The organism is Acidiphilium sp. JA12-A1 (assembly GCF_000724705.2).
GTDB lineage: Bacteria > Pseudomonadota > Alphaproteobacteria > Acetobacterales > Acetobacteraceae > Acidiphilium > Acidiphilium multivorum.
Genome location: NZ_JFHO01000062.1, coordinates 54,606 through 75,785, shown reverse-complemented (window position 1 = coordinate 75,785; position 21,180 = coordinate 54,606). Strand labels below are relative to the sequence as shown.

The window sequence follows — 21,180 nt, the reverse complement described above, 5'->3', positions numbered from 1 at the left end:
CCGATGCGCATCGTCATGATCGGCGCCGGCTATGTGGGGCTCGTCTCCGGCGCCTGCTTCGCTAGCATGGGCACCGAGGTGATCGTCGTGGAAAAGGACCCGTGCCGCGTCGCGGCGCTGCAGGCGGGGCGGATTCCGATCTATGAGCCCGGGCTGGACCGGCTGGTCGCCGACTCCGTGCGGGCGGGGCGGCTGCGCTTCGAGGCCGCGCTCGACCGCGCGCTGCCCGGCGCCGACGCCGTGTTTCTCGCCGTCGGCACGCCGTCGCGCCGGGGCGATGGCCATGCCGATCTGTCCCATGTGTTCGCCGCCGCCGCCGAGCTGGCCGCAGCCTTGCCGGCGCCGACCGTGCTGGTGACGAAATCGACCGTGCCGGTGGGCACCGGGCGGCGGCTCGCCGCGCTGATGCGCGAGATCCGGCCGGATCTCGACGTGCCTGTGGCCTCGAACCCGGAATTCCTGCGCGAGGGCAGCGCGATCGAGGATTTCATGCGGCCGGACCGGATCGTCGTCGGCACCGACAGCGCGCAGGCCGAGGCGGTGCTGCGCGCGCTCTACCGACCGCTCAACCCGGCCGGGGTGACGCTGCTCTGCACCGGGCTGGAGACGGCGGAGCTGATCAAATACGCGACCAACGCCTTCCTCGCGATGAAGATCACCTTCATCAACGAGATGGCGGATCTGTGCGAGCAGGTCGGGGCGGATGTTCACGAACTTGCCCGCGGCATGGGGCTCGACCGGCGGATCGGCCCGAAATTCCTGCATCCCGGCCCCGGTTTCGGCGGCTCGTGCTTCCCGAAGGACACCCAGGCTCTGATGCGGATCGCCCAGGATGCGCATGCGCCGGCGCGGCTGGTCGAGACCGTGGTGAGCGTGAACGAGGCGCGCAAGGCCGCGATGGCTGGGCGGATCCTCGCAGCCTTCGGCGGCACGGTGCGGCGGCGGCGGATCGCCGTGCTCGGCCTGACCTTCAAGCCGGAGACCGACGATATGCGCGACTCCCCGGCGATCCCGATCGTGCATCGGCTGGTCGAGCTTGGCGCCGAGGTGGTGGCCTACGATCCGGCCGGGATGGAGCAGGCGCGGCGGGACCTGCCGGCGGAGGTGGTCTATGCGTCGGGTGCCGCTTCGGCGCTTGCCGGGGCGGATGGCGCGGTGCTGGTGACCGAATGGAACGAGTTCCGCGCCCTGGCGCCGGACTGGCTGCGCGCGACGATGCGCGGGCGCGTCGTCGTCGATCTGCGCAACGTATTCGACCCGGCGGCGATGCGCGCGGCGGGGCTCGACCATCACGCGATCGGCCGGCCGGCGCCGCATCGAGCACTTGCCGGCGAGGCGGAGCTGGCGCTCGCCGCTGCGGATTAGGCCCCGGCGGCGCCGACGGTCATGCCGCCGCAGACATAGAGCACCTGGCCGGTGACGAAGCCGCTGCGCTGGTCGAGCAGATAGGCGATTGCGTGCGCCACGTCCGCCGGGGTGCCGATCCGGCGGACCGGGATGCCCTCGATGATCGCCGTGGTGCGCGGATCGTCCGGCGGGTTTACCCGGTCGAACAGCTCGGTGCGGATCGGGCCGGGGCCGATGGCGTTGGCGGTGATGCCGAAGCGGCCGAGTTCCAGCGCCCAGACCTTCGCCATGCCGATCAGCCCGGCCTTGGTCGCGGCGTAGGCGGTGCGGTCTTCCTTGCCGAGGGCGGCGCGCGAGGCGATGTTGACGATGCGGCCGAACCCGGCCGCCTTCATGCCGGGCAGCAGCGCCTGCACGCATTGCAGGCTGCAGCGCAGGTTGAGCGAGACCACGGCGTCGAGATCGGCCACGGTCTGCGCCTCGACCGGGGCGGGGCGGACAGTGCCGACATTGTTGACCAGCCGGGTGATCGGCCCGCCGCGCAGCGCCTCGGCTAGGGCGGCCTCGGTCGCCGCCGGGTCCGACAGGTCGGCGACGATGCCATCGCCGATCCGGTCGATCACCACGACCTCGTAGCCCTCCTCGCTGCAGCGCGCGACGCTCGCCGCCCCGATGCCCGCAGCCCCGCCCGTGACCAGCACCCGTTCCTTGGCCATTGTTCCTCCCGACAGACAAAAGGCCGGCGCCGTGGATCCGGCGCCGGCCTCTCTTCAAGCCGTCATGCCGCCGCCCCCGTCAAGGGGAGGCGCGGGTGTGCTCAGGCGGCCTTCGCCATGTTGCGCAGCACGAAGTGCAGGATGCCGCCGTTCTGGTAGTAGAGCACCTCGTCGCGGGTATCGACGCGGCAGAGCAGCGAGACCTTGTCGGTCGTGCCGTTGGCGCGGCGGATCACCATGTCGAGATCCATGCGCGGCGAGAGGTTTTCGAGGCCGACGATGTCGATCGTCTCGTCGCCCTTCAGCGCCAGCGTCTTGCGGGTCATGCCGTCCTTGAAGACCAGCGGCAGCACGCCCATGCCGACCAGGTTCGAGCGGTGGATGCGCTCGAAGCTCTCGGCGATGACCGCCTTGACGCCGAGCAGCACAGTGCCCTTCGCCGCCCAGTCGCGCGAGGAGCCGGTGCCGTATTCGCGGCCGGCGAAGACCACCAGCGGCACGCCCTCCTTCTTGTAGCGCATCGCCGCGTCGTAGATCGACAGCTGCTCGCCCGAGGGGAAGTGCTTCGAGTAGCCGCCCTCGACATTGTCCAGCATCTCGTTGCGGATGCGGATGTTGGCGAAGGTGCCGCGCATCATGATTTCATGATTGCCGCGGCGCGAGCCGTAGGAGTTGAAGTCCTTCTGCTGGATCTGGCGCTCGAGCAGGTATTCGCCGGCCGGCGTCGTCTTGCGGAAGGAACCGGCCGGGGAGATGTGGTCGGTGGTGATCGAGTCGCCGAGCAGGGCGAGGATGCGCGCGCCCGTGATGTCCTTTACCGGCGCCGGCTCCTTCGTCATGCCCTCGAAATAGGGCGGGTTCTTGACGTAGGTCGAACTGTCCGACCAGCGATAGGTGTCCGACTCGCCCTCGACGGCGATCGCCTGCCACTGCTTCGGCCCCTTGAACACGTCGCCATAGCGATCGAGGAACATCTCGCGGGTGAGCGAGGACTGCACCATCGCCGCGATCTCGGCGGTGGTCGGCCAGATGTCCTTCAGGAAGACGTCGTTGCCGTTCTTGTCCTTGCCGATCGGGTCCTTGGTGATGTCCTTGCGCATGGTGCCGAGCAGCGCGTAGGCGACGACCAGCGGCGGCGAAGCGAGGTAGTTCGCCCGCACGTTCGGATGCACGCGGCCCTCGAAATTGCGGTTGCCCGACAGCACCGAGACGGCGACCAGCTTGTTGTCCTCGATCGCATCGGCGATCGCGTCATCCAGCGGGCCGGAATTGCCGATGCAGGTGGTGCAGCCATAGCCCACCGTCTCGAAGCCCAGCGCGTCGAGATCGTCCTGCAGGCCGGCGCGGTTGAGATATTCGGTGACGACCTGCGAGCCGGGGGCGAGGGAGGTCTTGACCCAGGGCTTCGGCGTGAGGCCGAGGGCGCGGGCCTTGCGGGCGACGAGGCCGGCGGCGATCAGCACCGAGGGGTTGGACGTGTTGGTGCAGGAGGTGATCGCGGCGATCACAACGTCGCCATGGGTGAGCGAGAAATTCTTCCCCTTTACCTCGGCGGTGACGCCGGCCTTGTCCGCCGGGACGCCGAGACCTTTGGTCAGCTCGACCTCGAAGGCGGAGGACGCCTGCGACAGCGCGACCCGGTCCTGCGGGCGCTTCGGCCCGGCGAGCGAGGGCTCGACGGTGGAGAGATCGAGTTCCAGCGTGTCGGAGAACACTGGATCGGCGCCCTCGCGCCACAGGCCCTGGGCCTTGGCGTAGGCCTCGACCAGCTTGATGCGGTGCTCGTCGCGGCCGGAGAGGCGCATGTAGTCGAGCGTGATGCCATCGACCGGGAAGAAGCCGCAGGTCGCCCCGTATTCCGGCGCCATGTTGGCGATCGTCGCGCGGTCGGCCAGCGGCAGGTGGTCGAGCCCCTCGCCGTAGAATTCGACGAACTTGCCGACGACGCCCTTCTTGCGCAGCATCTGGGTGACGGTCAGCACCAGGTCGGTCGCGGTGATGCCCTCGCGCAGGCTGCCGGTGAGGCGGAAGCCGATCACGTCCGGGATCAGCATGGCGATCGGCTGGCCGAGCATGGCTGCCTCGGCCTCGATGCCGCCGACGCCCCAGCCGAGCACGCCGAGGCCGTTGACCATCGTGGTGTGGCTGTCTGTGCCGAACAGCGTGTCCGGATAGGCATAGTTCTTGCCGTTGGCCGCGGACGTCCAGACGGTCTGGGCGAGATATTCGAGGTTGACCTGGTGGCAGATGCCGGTGCCGGGCGGGACGACGCGGAAATTGTCGAACGCCTCCTGGCCCCAGCGGAGGAATTCATAGCGCTCGCCGTTGCGCTCGAACTCGATGTCGACGTTCTTTTCCAGGGCGTCCTTGCGGCCGTACACGTCGACCATCACCGAGTGGTCGATGACGAGATCCACGGGGACCAGCGGGTTGACCTTCTCGGCCTTGCCGCCGAGGCGAAGAATGCCGTCGCGCATCGCCGCGAGGTCGACCACCGCGGGCACGCCGGTGAAGTCCTGCATCAGGATGCGGGCTGGGCGGAACGGCACGTCCTTGTCGGAATGGGCCTGGGCGGTCCACTCGACCAGCGCCTTCGCGTCATCGACCGTGCAGGCCGAACCGTCCTCGAAGCGCAGGACGTTCTCCAGCAGGATTTTCAGTGTCCGCGGCAGGCGGGAAATGTCGCCGAGCTTTTCAGCGGCGGCATTGAGTGCGAAATAGGCGTAGTCCTTTCCATCGACGCTCAGCGTCTTTTCCACTTGCAGACTGTCCCGTCCGATCATGCTCATCGCGTTCGCTCCTCTTCGCGCGCCACTGCGGTGCGTTGCGCCGCAGCAAAACCCGGTTTCGCGCCGCTTAAATCACGGTGCGGCGCCCGCGTCCATGTCCCGCGCCGGTCGCTAGCCATGTTGGAAGCGAAGGGCCTCGCTGCGATACGCGGTGAACGTCTCGTGTTCCGGGACATCTCGTTCCGGCTGGAACGGGGCGGGGCGCTGGTGCTGGTCGGGCCGAACGGGGCGGGGAAGTCCTCGCTCATCCGCCTGCTCGCCGGGTTGACGCCGCCGGCGGCCGGCGAATTCGTCTGGGATGGCGAAAACGCGCTCGACGATCCGCCTCTGCACGCGACCAGGCTATGCTTCGTCGGCCATATGGACGCGATCAAGCCGGGGCTGAGCGTGGCGGAAAATCTTGGCCTCGATCGGAAGCGCCAGCGCGAGAACGTGCTGACGGCGCTGGCCAGCGTCGATCTCGAGCGGTTCGCCGATTTGCCGGCCCGGCTGCTCTCCTCGGGGCAGCGCCGCCGGCTGGCGCTGGCGCGGCTCGCTTTGTCCGATGCGCCGCTCTGGCTGCTCGACGAGCCGACCACCGGGCTCGATGCCGCCTCGGTTCGGCGGCTCGAGGCCAATATCGCCGCACATCGTGACCGTGGCGGCATGGTCATCGCGGCAACGCATCTTCCCCTCGACCTGCCGGGGGCCATACCGTTCGATCTGGCGAAAGCAGCGGCATGACACACTTCTTCTCCCTGATCCGCCGGGAGCTGATTCTCGCTCTCCGCCATGCGGGCGACTCGGTGGCCTCGCTCCTGTTCTTCGTGATCGCCGCCAGCCTGTTCGCCTTCGCGATCGGGCCGTCGGCCAATGTGCTGTCCGGCATCGCGCCGGGGGTGGTCTGGGTGATTGCGCTGCTGGCGGCGCTGCTGCCGCTCAACCGGCTGTTCGCCGCCGATTTCGAGGATGGTTCGCTCGACCAGCTGATGCTCTCCGGCCTTCCGGCCAGCGCCGTGGCGCTCGGCAAGATCGTCGGGCACTGGCTGACGACGGGGCTGCCGCTGCTGGTCATCGCCGGGCCGGTCGCGATCATGCTGCGTCTCGACGGCGGCGCAGTGCCACAGTTGCTGGCGACGCTGCTGCCCGGGACGATGCTGTTGTCGCTCGTGGGTGGCATGAGCGCCGCCGTGACGCTCGGCGCCCGCGGCGGAACGGTGCTGCTCCCGTTGATCGCCCTGCCGCTGATGATTCCGGCGGTGATCTTCGGCGCGGCGGGGGCGGTGGCGCAGTCGCCCTTCGCCGAATTCGCCATGCTCGGCGGACTGCTTGCGCTGTTCCTGCCGATCGCTCCGCTGGCCGCCGGGGCGGCGCTGAGGGCGTCGGTCAGTTGACCTCCTGTAGTGGCGCGCAAGCGGCTTCGAGCCAGGTGCGCGCCGCTCCGTCCAGATGTGGGCCGATCATTGTCAGCACGCGGGCGTGGTAGGCGTCGAGCCAGGCGCGGGCGGCGGGACCGAGCAGGGCAGGGTCGATCAGCCGGCGGTCGAACGGGGCGAGGGTGAGCGGCTCGAATTCGAGGAAGGGCCTTGCCGCCCCGACCGGCGACGGGACGACCAGCAGCAGGTTTTCCAGCCGGATTCCGTAGCCGCCGGGTTCGTAATAGCCGGGTTCGTCGGACAGGATCATGCCCGGCGCGAGCGGGATCGGCTTCGCCAGCCGGTGAAAGCTCGCCGGCCCCTCATGCACCGAGAGATAGGAGCCGACGCCGTGGCCGGTGCCGTGATCGAAATCGAGGCCGGCGTTCCAGAGCGGCGCGCGGGCGAGAGCGTCGAGCTGCGGGCCGGACGTGCCCTGCGGGAAGCGCGCGCGGGCCAGGGCGATATGGCCCGCGAGCACGCGGGTGAAGCGGTCGCGCAACGTGGGCGGCGGTTCGCCCGGCCCGGTCCAGAGCGTGCGGGTCACATCCGTCGTGCCGTCGGGGTATTGGCCGCCGCTGTCGATCAGGTAGACCTCGTCGCGGCGGATCGGGCGGTCCGAAGCGGCGGTGACGCTGTAATGGATGATGGCGCCGTGCTCGCCGGCGCCGGAAATGGCAGGGAAGCTTTCGCCATGGAACTCGGGGGCGGTGCTGCGGAAGGCGAACAACTGCGCCGCGGCGCTTCGCTCGGTCTGGCCGCTCGCGGGCGAAGCTTCGGCGAACCAGGCGAGGAAGCGGCACAGCGCCACGCCGTCGCGCCGGTGCGCGGCGCGAGCGCCTTCCTGCTCGGTGGGGTTCTTGATCGCGCGCGGCAACACGCAGGGATCTTCGCCCGAGACGGTGATCGCCCCGGCATCCCCCAGCAACTGGCTGAAGCGGATCGGCGCCGTTGCCGGATCGAGGAGGACCCGCTTGCCGCGCAGCGTGGCGAGGCTCCGTTCCATCGCCGCGCGGGGGACGATCTCGACGCCGGCGCCGAGATGCGCGCGCGTTGCCGGCGGAACCCGCGCCGGGTCAATGAAGATGATTGCCGAACCGTCGCGCCGGAGCAGGGCGAAGCAGAGCACGATCGGCGTATGCGGCAGGTCCGCTCCGCGCAGGTTGAACAGCCAGGCAACGGCGTGCGGATCGGTCAGCATCACCGCGTCCGCTCCGTCCCGCGCGATGGCTTCGGCGATGCGGGAGCGCTTGGATTCGGCGGATTCCCCGGCAAATTCCGGCGGATGCGCAAGGGCCGGCGAGGCCGGCGGCGCCGGACGGTCGGCCCAGAGCTTGTCGATCGGGTTGTCCACCGGGACCATGGTGAACCCGGCATCGGCATAGGTGGCGACGGCGTTGGCTGTCATTAGCCAGGGGTCGTAGCCGATCCGCGCGCCGGGCGCGGCCGATTTCAGCCATTCGACCGGCGGGGTCTCGACGATGTGACGCCGTTCCCAGGTCGCCGGGTCGGTCTGTTCGGCGAGTTGCAGCGTGTAGCGGCCATCGGAGAAGACGGCGGCGCGGTCGGCGAGCACGATGGCAAGGCCGGCGCTGCCGGTGAAGCCGGTGAGCCAGGCAAGACGGGACGCCGATTCGGGCACGTATTCGCCGAGAAACTCGTCATTCCGGGGCTGGATGAAGCCATCCAACCCCTGATCGTGAAGCGCATTTCTCAGGGAGTCGAATTGCGTTTTCATCATATCTTAACCAAAAACCCATCCGTTTTTTGCATGTCTGACAGAGAAATGTCTCGCTCCCCAAACCTTCGTTGCGGGATTATGTTGCACTGCGAAAAGACGATGATGGATGGCACTAAAGGACCAGCCGCATCGGGTTTCGCTCCTTAAACGATGGTGAAGTATCATGTCTTCCACGACCCATAACAAACATTCCCTCCCGGTTGCCAACTCCATGGCGGCTCACGCCGCGGCAATCGATGCGGCTCTCGCCGACAGCGCCCGTCGGGCGGCAAACAGCTTCGCCCGCGTTAGCGCCTGGTTCGCCGAGCGCCGTGCGGCGCGTGAGGCCTACCGCGAACTGCAGAGCCTGAGCGATCGCGAACTCGCCGATCTCGGCATCAGCCGGGCCGATATTCGCGCCGTGGTGAACGGAACCTATCAGCGTCCGATCTGACGTCTGACGGTGGATGGCAAGAAGAACCCGGGCTGACGATCATCGTCAGCCCGGGTTTTTGCCATCCGGGGTCGCGCGCCCCTTGCCGAGGATGAGGGTGGTCCATTCGCCATCGTCGATCCGGCCCTTGAGGACGAGGCCGTGGCGGCGATGCGCCGACATCACCCAGCGCGCCTGGCGGCCGAGCAGGCCGGCGAGAATGGCGGTGCCGCCGGGGGCAAGATGCGCTGACAGTTCATGCGCCATGGCGACCAGCGGCCGGGCGAGGATGTTGGCGAAGACGAGATCGTACGGGGCGCGGCGGGCGAGCATCGGCGCCGACCAGCCATCCGAGCCGATCACTCGCAGCAGCGGGGCGACGCCGTTGAGCGCCGCGTTGGCGCTGGCTACCCGCACCGCCCGCTGGTCGATATCGGTGGCGAGGACCGGCTTTCCCCAGATTTTCGCTGCCGTGATGGCGAGAATGCCCGAGCCGGTGCCGAGATCGAGAATGCGGCCAGGCGCGCGCCGTTTCGCGAGGCGTTCCAACGCCAGCAGGCAGCCGCGCGTCGAGCCGTGTTCGCCGGTGCCGAAGGCGAGGCCGGCATCGAGCAGGACGGTGATGCGCCCCGCCGCCAGCGGTGTAGTGACATGGGTACCGCGTATGGCGAAGCGGTGACCGATCAGCTGCTCGGGGAAGCCCTCGTAGCTGCGGGCGAGCCAGCCGCCGGCGGGCACCAGCGCCCGCTCGACCGCGGGGCTGACGCCGCTCGCGGCCTCGGCCAGCAGCAGGGCGGCGGCGAGGTCGCCATCCGCGCTGCCGGGCTCGCGCAGCCCCTCGACGATCCAGGTGCCGTTCGCCTCGTCGAGAAAGAAGCCGACGCTGCGGCAGCACGCCGCCAGCGCCGCCTCGAAGGATTCGAGCGCTTCCTCCGGCACCGTCACGGTGACGCGCTCGAGCATTTCCACGCCGCCCCGCGCCATCACGCCCGCTCCACGAAACGGTCGAGCACGCGTTTTTCGCCGGCATTGTCGAAACGGATGTCGAGCCGGTCGTCTTCCGCGTCGATCACGACGCCGTAGCCGAATTTCTGGTGAAACACGCGGGTTCCTTCGGTGATCCTGTCGGTGCGGGGCGGGCGCGGGGTGGCGGCCCAGGCATCGGCGTGTTCGCCGCTCGCCCGCCGGGCGGCGACCAGCGGGCGCGCGGTGGCGAAGACGGGCGGTGCGTTGCGCTGCTCAAGCGCCGCGGAGCCGCCGGTACGGATCGCATCCTCCGGCAGTTCCTCGATGAAGCGGGACGGCACGCTGCTTTGCCAGTTGGCGTAGATCCGGCGGTTGGCGCAGTGTGAGATGATGGCGCGCTGCTTCGCCCTGGTGATGCCGACATAGGCGAGGCGGCGTTCCTCCTCCAGCGCGCGGCCGCCGCCCTCGTCGAGCGCGCGCTGGTTGGGGAACACGCCCTCTTCCCAGCCGGGGAGGAACACGGTGTCGAACTCCAGCCCCTTCGCCGCGTGCAGCGTCATCAGCACGACCTTGTCGTCGTCCGGTTCATTGTCGTTGTCCATCACGAGGGCGACATGTTCGAGAAAGCCGCCGAGCGTCTCGAACTCGGCGACGGCGCGGACCAACTCCTTCAGGTTCTCGATCCGGCCGGCCGCCTCGGGGGTTTTCTGCTCCTGCCACATCGCGATGTAGCCGCTGGCATCGAGCAGGGTGGAAAGGGCGACGACATGGCCATCGAGCCGCAGGGTCTCGCGCCATTCGGCGAACTGGGCGAGCAGGGTGCGCAGCCCGTCCCGCGCCTTGCCGCGCAGCCCGCCTTCGGCGACCACGCGGCTCGCGGCCTCGGCGAGCGGGACGCCATCGGCGCGGGCGCGCTCGTGCAGGGTGCGCAGCGCGGTGTCGCCCAGGCCGCGTTTCGGCGTGTTGACGATGCGCTCGAAAGCGAGGTCGTCCGCCGGCTGGGCCAGCAGCCGCAGATAGGCGATGGCGTCGCGGATTTCCGCCCGCTCGTAGAAGCGCAGGCCGCCGACAATGCGATAGGGCAGGCCGATGGTGATGAAGCGCTCCTCGAAGCCGCGGGTCTGGAAGCCGGCGCGGACCAGCACCGCGCATTCGGCGAGCTTGTGGCCGTCGGCGCGCAGCCCTTCGATCCGGCTGGCGACGGCGCGGCTTTCCTCGTCCGAATCCCAGAAGGCGAGAACCTCGACCTTCTCGCCCTCGGCATCGTTCCGCCCGGCATGCAGCGTCTTGCCGAGCCGGCCTTCATTATGCGCGATCAGCGCCGAGGCGGCGCGCAGGATCGGCGCCGTCGAGCGGTAATTCGCCTCCAGCCTGACGATTTTCGCACCCGGGAAATCCTGCTCGAAGCGCAGGATGTTCTCGATCTCCGCACCGCGCCAGGAATAGATGCTCTGGTCGTCGTCGCCCACGCAGCAGATGTTCTTCGAGGCCTGGGCGAGCAGGCGCAGCCAGTAATACTGGACGAGGTTGGTGTCCTGGTATTCGTCGACCAGGATGTAGCGGAAGCGGCGGTGATACTGCGCGAGGATCTCGGGCTCGCGCTTAAGCAGGTCGGTCGCGAGCATCAGCAGGTCGCCGAAATCCATCGCGTTTAGCGCATGCAGCCGTTCCTGGTAGGCGGCATAGAGGTCGCGCGCGGATTCGGCCCCCCAGTCGATATCGAGCTCGCGCGGCACCTGGTCCGGCAGCAGGCCGCGATCCTTCCAGCGCTGGATCGTGCCCATCAGCCCCTGCGGGGTGAAGCGCTTCACGTCCATCCGTCGCGCTTCCATCACCTGCTTGAGCAGGCGGAGCTGGTCGTCCGGGTCGAGGATCGAGAAATTCGACGTGCGGCCGACGAGTTCGGCATGGCGGCGGAGCATCCGCGCCGCGAGGGCGTGGAAGGTGCCGAGCCAGAGCCCCTCCGCCGGCTCGCCGAGCAGGGCGGAGACGCGCTCGCGCATCTCCCGCGCCGCCTTGTTGGTGAAGGTGACGGCGAGCACCTGGTTGGGAAAGGCGCGGCGCGTCAGCAGGATATGGGCGAAGCGGGTGGTCAGCACGCGGGTCTTGCCGGTGCCGGCACCGGCAAGCACCAGCACCGGCCCGTCCACCGCCTCGACGGCTTCGCGCTGGGCGGGGTTCAGCCTGTCGAGATAGTCGCTCACCTGGCCGGCTTCACGCCCAGGATGCGCGCGATGGCGTAGGTGAGGTCGGCGCGGTTGAGGGTGTAGAAATGGAACTCGTCGATACCGTTGGCCTGCAGCGTGCGGACCTGCTCGGCGGCGATGCTCGCGGCGACCATCTTGCGGGTTTCGGCATCGTCGTCCAGCCCGTCGAACATCTCGCCCATCCAGGCGGGGACATGGGTGCCGGCCATCTCGCTGATCCGCTTCGCCTGCCCGAAATTGGAGACCGGCATGATGCCGGGGATGATCGGCGCGGTGATGCCGGCGGCCAGCGCGCGGTCGAGAAAGTCGAGGAAATGGCCGGTCTCGAAGAAGACCTGGCTGATCGCCCGCGTCGCCCCGGCATCGAGCTTGCGCTTCAGATTGTCGAGATCGGCCTGCGGGCTTGGTGCCTGGGTGTGGGTTTCGGGATAGGCGGCGACCGAGATCTCGAAATCGGCGACGCGGCGCAGCCCGGCGACGAGATCGGCCGCATAGGCGTAGCCCTCGGGATGCGGCGCATAGGCGGTGCCGCCCGGCGGGTCGCCGCGCAGGGCGACGATGTGGCGCACGCCGGCATCCCAGTAGCGGCGGGCGACATCATCGACCTCGCCGCGCGAGGCGCCGACGCAGGTCAGGTGCGCTGCCGGAACAAGGGTGGTCTCCCGCACCAGGCGGGTGACGGTGGCGTGGGTGCGCTCCTGGGTCGAGCCGCCGGCGCCGTAGGTGATCGAGACGAAGCGCGGCGCCAGCGGTTCGAGCCGGCGAATGCAGGCCCAGAGCTGGGCTTCCAGTGTTTCGGTCTTGGGCGGAAAGAATTCGAACGAGATCGCCGGGGCCGGGGCGCGCAGCGCAGGCGTTGGCAGCGGATCGACGCGCGGACCGGACAGCCAGCGTTCCAGGACGGCGCGGGGCGGGGTGTGACTCATCGGAAACTCCTCGGGCGTCTCGTGGCAGCAAGCGCCGCCGGTGGCAAGGCCGGCAGCCTCCGGTGGGCCGTGCTGTTGATCGCTCCGGATGCTGCGCTACATACCGCTTGATATAGGGGGTGTGCTCCGTTCGGACACGCCCTGCCGGAGCGTCGTGCGCGCCGTTGCGGCAAAAGACAACGCGGCATCCATAAGAGGATGCCGAAAAAGGAGGCCTGTAGGCAACGTGAAGACATCGATCCTGCCGTTGGTTGCGGCGTCCGTTCTGCTTGCAGGCTGCGCGACGCCGCCGCCGCGCTCCAACAAGGCCGCGTTCGAGGCCTATCAGCAGCAGAACGACCCGCTGAAGCCCGCCAACAAGGTCTTCTATCATTTCGACAACGTGCTCGACACTTACGTGCTGCGCCCGGTAGCTGTCGGATACAGCCACATCACGACTCCGGCGATTCGGGAGCATGTGAGCGATTTCATGCAAAACATGGACGGCCCAGCCGAACTGCTTGAGTTCATGGCCGCCGGCAAGCCGCGCGACGCCGGCACCACGCTTGTCCGCTTCATCGTCAATTCGACGGTCGGGATCGGCGGCATTTTCGACCCGGCGAGCGCCATAGGTTACAAGCGGGTCTACACCGATCTCGGCCTGACCCTCGCCGGGTATGGCGTGCCCGAGGGGCCCTATCTCTATCTGCCATTCGCCGGCCCCTCGGATGTGCGCGATGCCTCCGTCCTTCCTGCGGGCTTCTTTCTCACGCCCACGGTCGCGGCCCCGCCCTCGACCGGCCTGACCATCTTCAATTACAGCTCGGATGCGCTCGACGTTGTGAACAAACGGGCAAACCTGCTGGGCACGATCAGCAATATCAAAAAGTCGTCGCTCGATCCCTATGCCACATTCCGGAGCCTTTATCGCCAACATCGTGCCGCACAGTTGAGGACAATCAACGAGCGCGATATCGCGACGCCGCCGGCCTGGTATCCGGCGAAGGAACGGGAAGCGATGAAACCGCGCCCCTATGGCTCGCCGTAGGGCATTCGAGACGACGCACTGCAGAAAGGATTTTTTGATGGCTTCTTCCGTTCGCCGGGTTCTGCTCGGCGCGTTCGCCGTATTGCCGGTTCTGGGCGCGCTGCCTGCAACCGCCCTCGCTGCCGCGCCGGCCGCCTCGGTGGCGCAGAATTTCATCAAGCAATCCGGTGACCATCTGGTCGCGATCGTCAATGGTCCCGACTCGACCAAGGTGAAGGCGGACAAGCTGCGCGAGCTTGTCGACCGTATCGTCGCCGTCGACCAGATCGGCCGATTCGTGCTCGGCCGCTACTGGCGGGTGGCGACACCGGCACAACAACAGGAATACCTCAGACTTTTCCACCAGACGCTGGCCTACAACATCACCAACCAGATCCGCGCCTACAAGGGCGTCCAGTTCGCTGTCGACGGCACGAAGCCTGGGCCCGAGGGCGAGATGGTGTCGACCACGGTCACCCGGCCCGGCCAGTCGCCGGCGGATGTGCAGTGGGTGGTTGATACGGTCGGCGGCAAGCCGCGGATCGTCGATGTCGTGGTCGAGGGAACCTCGCTCAGGATTACCGAACGATCGGATTATTCGAGCGTGATCAACGACAATGGCGGCCAGGTGAGCGCCCTGCTCGACGCCATGAAGAAGCAGATCGCCCGGATGGAAGCTGGCTGACCCACACGGGGCGCGGACGCCGCTCTTGCCCGGGAGCGGCGTCCGTCCTATATATCGTGCAAATAAATCTCCAGACTGATGGAGGTGGCCCTAACCGGCCGCCTTTTTTGTTGCCAGGATACCCCGAGAGTTTCCCCGTGAACGATACCCGCCCCCAGCATACCGGCCTTGAAGGCCGCATCGCCGAACTGATCGCCCCCGGGCTCGAGTCGATCGGCTACGAGCTCGTGCGTGTCGCCATCATGGGCAAGCAGACGCCGACGGTGCAGATCATGGCCGATCGCGCCGACCAGACGCCGCTCTCGCTCGACGACTGCGAGCGTATCAGCCATCTCGTCTCCGCCGTGCTCGACGTGGACGATCCAATCAGCTCGGCCTGGACGCTGGAAGTCAGTTCCGCCGGGATCGACCGGCCGCTGACCCGGGTGAAGGACTGGAACCGCTATGCCGGCCATCTTGCCCGCATCGATCTCGACGTTCCGACCGCCTCGGGCCGCAAGCGCCTGACCGGCACGGTGCTTGGCGCCGACGAGGCCCAGGCGCGCGTCAAGCTCGATTCCGGCGAGACGGTCGACTTGCCGCATGCCCATATCCGGCGCGCCAAGCTGGTGCTGACCGAGGAACTGATCAAGGCGACGGAAACGCCGCCGGCCGCCAACTGACAAACCCATCCGTGAACAGAGCGAGATGACCATGGACACCGCCATAGCCCGCCCCGAACTCCTTCTTGTCGCCGATGCGGTGGCCCGCGAAAAGCAGATCGATCGCGAGGAAGTGCTTGAGGCGATGGAGCAGGCCATCCAGAAGGCCGGTCGCGCCAAATATGGCCACGAGAAGGACATTCGGGCGACGATCGACCGCAAGACCGGCGATGTCCGCCTTTCGCGCTGGACCGAAGCGGTCGAGACCGTGGAGAACGAGGAAACCCAGATCCCGATCCATATCGCCCGCAAGTTCAAGCCCGATATCGAAGTCGGCGGGCATCTGGTCGATCCTTTGCCGCCGATCGATTTCGGCCGCATCGCGGCGCAGACGGCGAAGCAGGTGATCGTCCAGCGCGTCCGCGAATACGAGCGCAAGCGCCAGTACGACGAATACAAGGACCGTGTCGGCGAGATCATCACCGGCGTGGTCAAGCGCACCGAATACGGCAACCTCATGGTCGATCTCGGCCGCTCGGAAGCCCTGCTCCGGCGCGACGAGACGATTCCCCGCGAGAACCTGCACAATGGCGACCGGGTGCGTGCCTTCATCTACGACGTGCGCGAGGAACCGCGCGGCCCGCAGATCTTTCTCTCACGCACCCATCCGGGCTTCCTCGCCAAGCTCTTCGCCCAGGAAGTGCCGGAAATCTACGAGGGGATCATCGAGATCAAGGCGGTGGCCCGCGATCCTGGCTCGCGCGCCAAGATGGCGGTGATCAGCCGCGATTCCTCCATCGACCCGGTCGGGGCCTGCGTCGGCATGCGCGGCTCGCGCGTGCAGGCGGTGGTGGCCGAACTGCAGGGCGAAAAGATCGACATCATTCCGTGGAGCCCCAATCCGGCGACCTTCGTGGTCAACGCGCTCGCCCCGGCCGAGGTCTCGAAGGTGGTGCTCGACGAGGAGGCCGGCAAGGTCGAGGTCGTCGTGCCCGACACCCAGCTCTCGCTCGCGATCGGCCGGCGCGGCCAGAATGTCCGCCTTGCCAGCCAGCTTACCCGCTGGGATATCGACATCTTGACCGAGGCCGAGGAAAGCGAACGGCGCCAGGAAGAGTTCCGCCGCCGCTCCGGCCTGTTCGTCGAGGCGCTCGATGTCGATGACGTGATCGCCGGCCTGCTGGTCACCGAAGGGTTCGAGGGCGTCGAGGATCTCGCCGCGACGCCGGTCGAGGAACTTGCGGCGATCGAGGGATTCGATGAGGGGATCGCCGCCGAGCTGCAGCGCCGCGCCGAGGTGGCGCTCGAGCGCAAGGCCACCGAACTTGAGGACAAGCGGCGCGCGCTGGGTGTCGCCGATGATCTTGCCGGGCTGGAGGGGCTATCGCCTGCCATGCTGGTGGCGCTCGGCGAGAAGGGTGTGAAGACGCTGGACGATCTTGCCGATCTTGCCTCTGACGAACTGATCGAGATCGTCGGCGCCGATGCGATGGACGAGGACGCGGCGAATGCCATCATCATGGCGGCGCGCGCTCACTGGTTCGAGGGAGAGGAAGACGCTGGCTGATCCGGATTTCTCCGCCGATCTCGCCGACGATGACGCGGCGGCCGAAAGCGGCCCGCTGCGCCGGTGTCTCGTGACGCGCGAGCGCCAGCAGCGCGAGGCGATGCTGCGCTTCGTCGTCGCGCCGGAGGCGGTGGCGGCCGAAGCGCTCGTCTTCGATGTCGCTGCAACCCTGCCCGGTCGCGGCATGTGGTTGAGTGCGCGGCGGGATGTGATAGAAAAGGCGATGAAGGCCAATATCTTTTCCCGCGCTGCCGGTCGGCGGATTGCTCTGCCTTCCGGTCTCGTGGAGCTTGCAGGCAGGGCGCTGGAAAAGCGGATTGTGGAACTTCTCGGCCTGGCGCGCCGCGCTGGCGATGCCGTTTGCGGGTTCGAGAAGGTGAAGGAAAGAATAGCCGCCGGGCAATGCGCTCTGCTGGTCGAGGCGGCGGATGGTAGCCTGGCCGAGCAGGATCGGTTGATCCAGCACCGCAAGACAAATGTGGTGAGGCCGATTTCGGCGGCTCGGCTGGGAGCCGTGTTCGGCCGTGACCGTGTGGTGCATGTGGCTATCGGGCCTGGGCGCCTGGCCGGCATGATCGAGGCCGATTCCCTCCGCCTCGCAGGGGTGCTGGGCGCAGAACCTTCGGCCAGACGATTGCAAGCTCCGCAGGGAGCGGGCAGAGAGAACGCCGACCTGGGTGGTCGCGAGGCTCGACCGCCCGCAGATATGACTCAGACGAAGACACAGAATTGATTACGGACCGGATTGAATGAGCGACGAGCAGGATCAAGGCGAAACCAAAGGGCGGCTCTCGCTGCGGCCGGTGAACCGGGGCGAACTGGGGCGGACCGTCGATGCCGGTTCGGTCCGGCAGAGCTTCAGTCATGGGCGCTCGAAGGTTGTCCAGGTCGAGGTGCGGAAGAAGCGGGGTGGCGCCGCTGGTGCCGAGACGGGACGCCCGTCGGCGCCGTCGCGCGCCTCCGGCGGTGCAGCTGCGCCTCGTGGCCTGACCGCAGCCGAGCAGGCCGCGCGCCAGCGGGCGGTGGTCGAGCAGCAGCGTGAGGCCGCGCGCCTCGAGGCCGAGCGGCGTGAGCAGGAGAAGATCTCGATCCTGTCCGCGGCTGAAGAGGCACGGCGCAAGGCCGAAGAAGAGGCTCGCGCCGCCGAGGAGGCCGAGCGCCTGCGCGCCGAGGAAGAGGCGCGCCGCCGCGAGGAGGAGGAAGCCGAGCGCCGCAGGGCCGCGGAGGCCTCGCAGGCAACGGCCGCTCCGCCGGCGCCAGCGGCTGCTGCGTCCCCTCGGGCCGCGATGCCTGCCCCGACCGCGGCTCCGGCTCGTCCGGGCGCAGCTCCGGCCCGTCGCACGGCGCCTGTACCCCCCGCCACCTCGGCATCGGAAACGCTGCGCCTGCGTGCCGCCCGCACCGGGCGCGACGAGGAAGAGGAAGCGTCCCGCCCCGCGCGCCGTCCCGGCAGCGGTGCCGCGCCCAGTCGCAAGCCCTCCGTGCCCGCGCCCAAGAAGGTGGGGGACGATCGCCGCCGCGGCGCCCGCATCGATGTCCAGGCCGCCCTGTCGGGAGATGACGAGCGGGTTCGCTCGCTGGCGTCGGTTCGCCGGCAGCGCGACCGCGAGCGCCGCCAGGCGGAACTCGAACGCCTGCGCTCGGATCAGGTCCGTGTCGTTCGCGAGGTGGTCCTGCCGGAGACGATTACCGTGCAGGAACTGGCGAACCGCATGGCCGCCCGCGTGCCCGAGGTCGTCAAGTCGCTGATGAAACTCGGCGTGATGGCCACGGCCACCCAGACCATCGATGCCGATACCGCGGAACTTGTGGTCGAGGAATTCGGGCACCGGTCGAAGCGCGTCTCCGAATCCGATGTGGAACTCGGGCTCGAGGGGCAGGAAGATTCCGAGACGGATCTGAAGGTGAGGCCGCCGGTCGTCACCATCATGGGCCATGTCGACCACGGCAAGACCAGCCTGCTCGACGCCCTTCGCTCGACCGACGTTGCCGCCCGTGAGGCGGGCGGCATTACCCAGCATATCGGCGCCTATCAGGTGACGCTCGAATCCGGCGCGAAGATGACGTTCATCGACACGCCGGGCCACGAAGCCTTCACCGCGATGCGCGCCCGCGGCGCGTCGGTCACCGATATCGTCATCCTCGTGGTTGCCGCGGATGACGGCGTGATGCCGCAGACCGTCGAGGCGATCCGCCACGCCAAGGCGGCGAACGTGCCCATCATTGTCGCCATCAACAAGATCGACCGGCCGGACGCCAACCCCAATCGTGTGCGCAGCGAATTGTTGCAATACGATATCGCCGTCGAGGCGATGGGCGGCGAGACGCAGGATGTCGAGGTTTCGGCGCTGAAGCGGCAGGGGCTCGACGCGCTGCAGGAGGCAATCCTGCTGCAGGCCGAACTGCTTGATCTCAAGGCCAATCCGAACCGCTCGGCAGAAGGTGCCGTGATCGAGTCGAGTCTGGATCGCGGCCGCGGGCCGGTAGCGACCGTGCTCGTCCAGAAAGGCACGTTGCGCCAGGGCGACATCGTCGTGGCCGGCACAGAGCAGGGCCGTGTGCGCGCCATGCTCGACGATCATGGACAACCCCTCAAGGACGCGGGCCCCTCGACGCCGGTCGAGATCCTCGGCCTCTCCGGCGTGCCGGGAGCGGGCGAGGTGTTCGTGGTCGTCGAGAACGAAGGGCGTGCCCGCGAAATCGCCGAGTTCCGCCAGCGCAAGCTGCGCGAGCACGCGGCGGCGGCGGGTGCCGCGGCCCGTGGCACGCTCGACCAGATGCTCGCCCGCATCCAGGCCGGCGAGCAGAAGGAAGTGGCGCTTGTCATCAAGGCCGACGTGCAGGGTAGTGCCGAGGCCATCCAGGCGACCGTGCAGAAGCTCGGCAATGACGAGGTGCGCGTGCGCGTGCTGCTCGCCGGCGTCGGTCAGATCACGGAGAGCGATGTTCAGCTTGCAAAGGCATCGGATGCGATCATCGTCGCGTTCAACGTGCGCGCCAATGCCCAGGCCCGCACGCTGGCCAGCCGCGACGGCGTGGATATCCGCTACTACAGCATCATCTATCAGGTGTCGGATGACATCGAGACGATGGTGAAGGGCAAGCTCGCGCCGATCGAGCGCGAGAAGTTCCTTGGCTATGCCGAGATCCGCCAGGTGTTCAACATCACCAAGGTCGGCAAGGTGGCCGGGTGCTATGTCACGGAAGGCCTGGTCAAGCGCGGCGCCGGCGTCCGCCTGCTGCGGGAAGGTGTCGTCATCCACCAGGGCGAGCTGTCGCAGTTGAAGCGGTTCAAGGACGACGTCCGCGAGGTTGCGCGCGGCTATGAGTGCGGCCTGTCCTTCGCCGGCTTCTCGGATCTTCGTGAAGGCGACGTGGTCGAATGCTACGAGACCGAAACCGTTCCGGCGTAAGGGGCGGCGCGGAAGGCCCCTCGCAGCGGCAGCGCCGGGTGGCGGAGGATCTCCGCCACCGGCTCGCCGAACTCTTCGCCCGCACCGAATTCCGTGATCCCGAGCTTGCCGGTGTGCATATCACGGTGGCCGAGGTCCGGATGAGCCCAGATCTCAAGCACGCCACGGTGTTTGTCTCGCGACTCGGCGCGACCGATATCGATCGGTATCTTCCGGCCTTGAAACGGATCGCACCGTTCCTGCGCGGCGAGATCGGCCATGGGCTACGGATGAAGTTCGTGCCGGATCTGCATTTCCAGCCAGACCATGCCCTCGATGAAGCGACGCGGATCAACGAGCTTCTGCATCGGCCCGAAGTAATGCGGGATCTTCTGAAGCCGGACGAGGAATGACCGAGCGGCTTGCCGCAGACGCGGCCGGAATCGCGCACGCCGCCGAACTGCTCCGGGCCGGCGAACTGGTGGCCTTCGCAACCGAGACGGTATACGGCCTTGGTGCAGATGCCACCAATGCCAGCGCCGTCGCCGCGATCTACGAGGCCAAAGGGCGGCCGCGGTTCAACCCGCTGATCAGCCATTTCCCCGACGCCGATGCGGCATTCCGCCACGCTGCCGCAGATGCGCGGGCGCGCGAAGCCGCTCAAGCCTTCTGGCCTGGTCCGTTGACGCTGGTCTTGCCGCGACGGGGTGAGAGCGATATCGCGGCGCTGGCGACGGCGGGTCTATCCTCTGTCGCCGTGCGCGTGCCTGGCCACGGGATCGCCCGGGCGCTTCTCGCCGCGACCGGTCGGCCTGTAGCAGCGCCATCGGCAAACCGGTCAGGACGGCTCAGCCCGACCCGCCCGGCGCACGTTATCGCAGGCCTCGAGGGGCGAATTGCCGCGATCCTCGAATCCGGCGCCTGTGAGGTCGGACTCGAATCCGCCATCGTCGATCTTACCGGGGCAACGCCAGTGCTCCTGCGCCCAGGCGGAATTTCCCGCGAGGCGCTGGAGGCCGTGCTAGGTCCAGTCTCGATCGCATCCGAGATGGGTGCGGCGGTAAAGGCGCCGGGGATGCTCGCCTCGCATTATGCGCCCGTGTTGCCGATGCGGCTTGGAGCCACCGCGCCGGAAGACGGCGAGGCATGGCTTGGTTTCGGCGTCGAGCCGCCAGCGCTGCCGCCGGTGTCGCGCAATCTTTCTCCAGCCGGCGATCTGGTCGAGGCTGCCGCCCGCCTGTTTGACTCCTTGCATGAGTTGGATGCCGCAGCCGGGCTGGCCGGGCTTCAACGCATCGCGGTGGCGCGCGTTCCGGAACGTGGACTGGGTGCGGCGATCAACGATCGTCTGGCGCGGGCGGCAGCCCCCCGGTCCTGACAGGGGCGAGCGC

General features: G+C 68.0%; 18 protein-coding genes. 12 read left to right on the top strand and 6 right to left on the bottom strand.

Going from position 1 to position 21,180, the window contains the following annotated elements; translation table 11 throughout:
- Window positions 1–3 precede the first annotated feature (3 nt).
- Window positions 4–1,365 (top strand): UDP-glucose/GDP-mannose dehydrogenase family protein, encoded by a 1,362-nt coding sequence (locus RT91_RS12135; RefSeq protein ID WP_035187476.1) that lies wholly within the window; start codon window positions 4–6, stop codon window positions 1,363–1,365.
- Here the strand turns inward: RT91_RS12135 and RT91_RS12130 are convergent.
- Together RT91_RS12130 and acnA are read right to left on the bottom strand one after the other, a co-directional pair.
- On the bottom strand, window positions 1,362–2,063 hold the full coding sequence (locus RT91_RS12130; protein WP_007422012.1) for an SDR family oxidoreductase: 702 nt from the start codon (window positions 2,061–2,063) through the stop codon (window positions 1,362–1,364). The genes RT91_RS12135 and RT91_RS12130 overlap by 4 nt on opposite strands.
- Window positions 2,064–2,164: 101 nt before the next feature.
- A complete protein-coding gene (gene acnA / locus RT91_RS12125) occupies window positions 2,165–4,852 on the bottom strand; it encodes an aconitate hydratase AcnA (protein ID WP_035187474.1) in 2,688 nt (895 codons plus the stop codon).
- Between the two features lie 117 nt (window positions 4,853–4,969).
- Between acnA and ccmA the strand changes: the two genes are divergently transcribed.
- Together ccmA and ccmB are read left to right on the top strand one after the other, a co-directional pair.
- Window positions 4,970–5,575, top strand: coding sequence for a heme ABC exporter ATP-binding protein CcmA (gene ccmA, locus RT91_RS12120; protein ID WP_138919157.1), 606 nt, complete (start codon window positions 4,970–4,972; stop codon window positions 5,573–5,575).
- On the top strand, window positions 5,572–6,225 hold the full coding sequence (gene ccmB / locus RT91_RS12115; protein ID WP_011941358.1) for a heme exporter protein CcmB: 654 nt from the start codon (window positions 5,572–5,574) through the stop codon (window positions 6,223–6,225). Before ccmA ends, ccmB begins: the two co-directional genes overlap by 4 nt.
- Here the strand turns inward: ccmB and RT91_RS12110 are convergent.
- Window positions 6,218–7,987, bottom strand: a complete 1,770-nt coding sequence (locus tag RT91_RS12110) for an aminopeptidase P family protein (protein WP_035187473.1) — start codon at window positions 7,985–7,987, stop codon at window positions 6,218–6,220. The genes ccmB and RT91_RS12110 overlap by 8 nt on opposite strands.
- 211 nt (window positions 7,988–8,198) lie before the next feature.
- Here RT91_RS12110 and RT91_RS12105 point away from each other — a divergent pair, with 211 nt between their 5' ends.
- Window positions 8,199–8,420 carry a DUF1127 domain-containing protein gene (locus RT91_RS12105; RefSeq protein ID WP_007422007.1) on the top strand — a complete coding sequence of 74 codons (222 nt, stop codon included), beginning with the start codon at window positions 8,199–8,201 and terminating at the stop codon, window positions 8,418–8,420.
- Between the two features lie 45 nt (window positions 8,421–8,465).
- Here the strand turns inward: RT91_RS12105 and RT91_RS12100 are convergent, their stop codons facing one another.
- From RT91_RS12100 to metF, 3 genes are read right to left on the bottom strand one after another with little or no spacing between them, the layout of a single operon-like run.
- Window positions 8,466–9,383, bottom strand: coding sequence for a 50S ribosomal protein L11 methyltransferase (locus RT91_RS12100; RefSeq protein WP_035187471.1), 918 nt, complete (start codon window positions 9,381–9,383; stop codon window positions 8,466–8,468).
- On the bottom strand, window positions 9,383–11,569 hold the full coding sequence (locus RT91_RS12095) for an ATP-dependent helicase (RefSeq protein WP_035187470.1): 2,187 nt from the start codon (window positions 11,567–11,569) through the stop codon (window positions 9,383–9,385). The genes RT91_RS12100 and RT91_RS12095 overlap by 1 nt, the downstream gene beginning before the upstream one ends.
- Window positions 11,566–12,498 (bottom strand): methylenetetrahydrofolate reductase [NAD(P)H], encoded by a 933-nt coding sequence (metF, locus tag RT91_RS12090; protein ID WP_007423550.1) that lies wholly within the window; start codon window positions 12,496–12,498, stop codon window positions 11,566–11,568. Before metF ends, RT91_RS12095 begins: the two co-directional genes overlap by 4 nt.
- A 226-nt stretch (window positions 12,499–12,724) precedes the next feature.
- On the opposite strand from metF, the gene RT91_RS12085 reads away from it, so the two are divergent.
- From RT91_RS12085 to RT91_RS12050, 8 genes are all read left to right on the top strand, one after another.
- Window positions 12,725–13,525, top strand: a complete 801-nt coding sequence (locus RT91_RS12085) for a VacJ family lipoprotein (RefSeq protein WP_007423549.1) — start codon at window positions 12,725–12,727, stop codon at window positions 13,523–13,525.
- A 37-nt stretch (window positions 13,526–13,562) separates the two neighbouring features.
- Entirely contained in the window at window positions 13,563–14,189 is a 627-nt protein-coding gene (locus RT91_RS12080) for a phospholipid-binding protein MlaC (protein ID WP_013639262.1), read from the top strand.
- A 137-nt stretch (window positions 14,190–14,326) separates the two neighbouring features.
- Window positions 14,327–14,851, top strand: a complete 525-nt coding sequence (gene rimP / locus RT91_RS12075) for a ribosome maturation factor RimP (protein WP_007423547.1) — start codon at window positions 14,327–14,329, stop codon at window positions 14,849–14,851.
- Window positions 14,852–14,882: 31 nt separating this feature from the next.
- Window positions 14,883–16,397: a transcription termination factor NusA gene (gene nusA / locus RT91_RS12070; protein WP_035187469.1), complete on the top strand. Its 1,515-nt coding sequence runs from the start codon at window positions 14,883–14,885 to the stop codon at window positions 16,395–16,397.
- Window positions 16,398–16,467: 70 nt separating this feature from the next.
- On the top strand, window positions 16,468–17,130 hold the full coding sequence (locus RT91_RS12065; protein WP_240314279.1) for a DUF448 domain-containing protein: 663 nt from the start codon (window positions 16,468–16,470) through the stop codon (window positions 17,128–17,130).
- A 16-nt stretch (window positions 17,131–17,146) separates the two neighbouring features.
- Complete coding sequence (gene infB, locus RT91_RS12060) at window positions 17,147–19,810, top strand: translation initiation factor IF-2 (protein ID WP_011941367.1); 2,664 nt, start codon at window positions 17,147–17,149, stop codon at window positions 19,808–19,810.
- Window positions 19,780–20,202, top strand: a complete 423-nt coding sequence (rbfA, locus tag RT91_RS12055) for a 30S ribosome-binding factor RbfA (RefSeq protein WP_011941368.1) — start codon at window positions 19,780–19,782, stop codon at window positions 20,200–20,202. Before infB ends, rbfA begins: the two co-directional genes overlap by 31 nt.
- The gene (locus RT91_RS12050) at window positions 20,199–21,167 is read left to right on the top strand and encodes an L-threonylcarbamoyladenylate synthase (RefSeq protein WP_035187468.1); all 969 of its coding nucleotides are present in this window, start codon (window positions 20,199–20,201) and stop codon (window positions 21,165–21,167) included. Before rbfA ends, RT91_RS12050 begins: the two co-directional genes overlap by 4 nt.
- Window positions 21,168–21,180 lie beyond the last annotated feature (13 nt).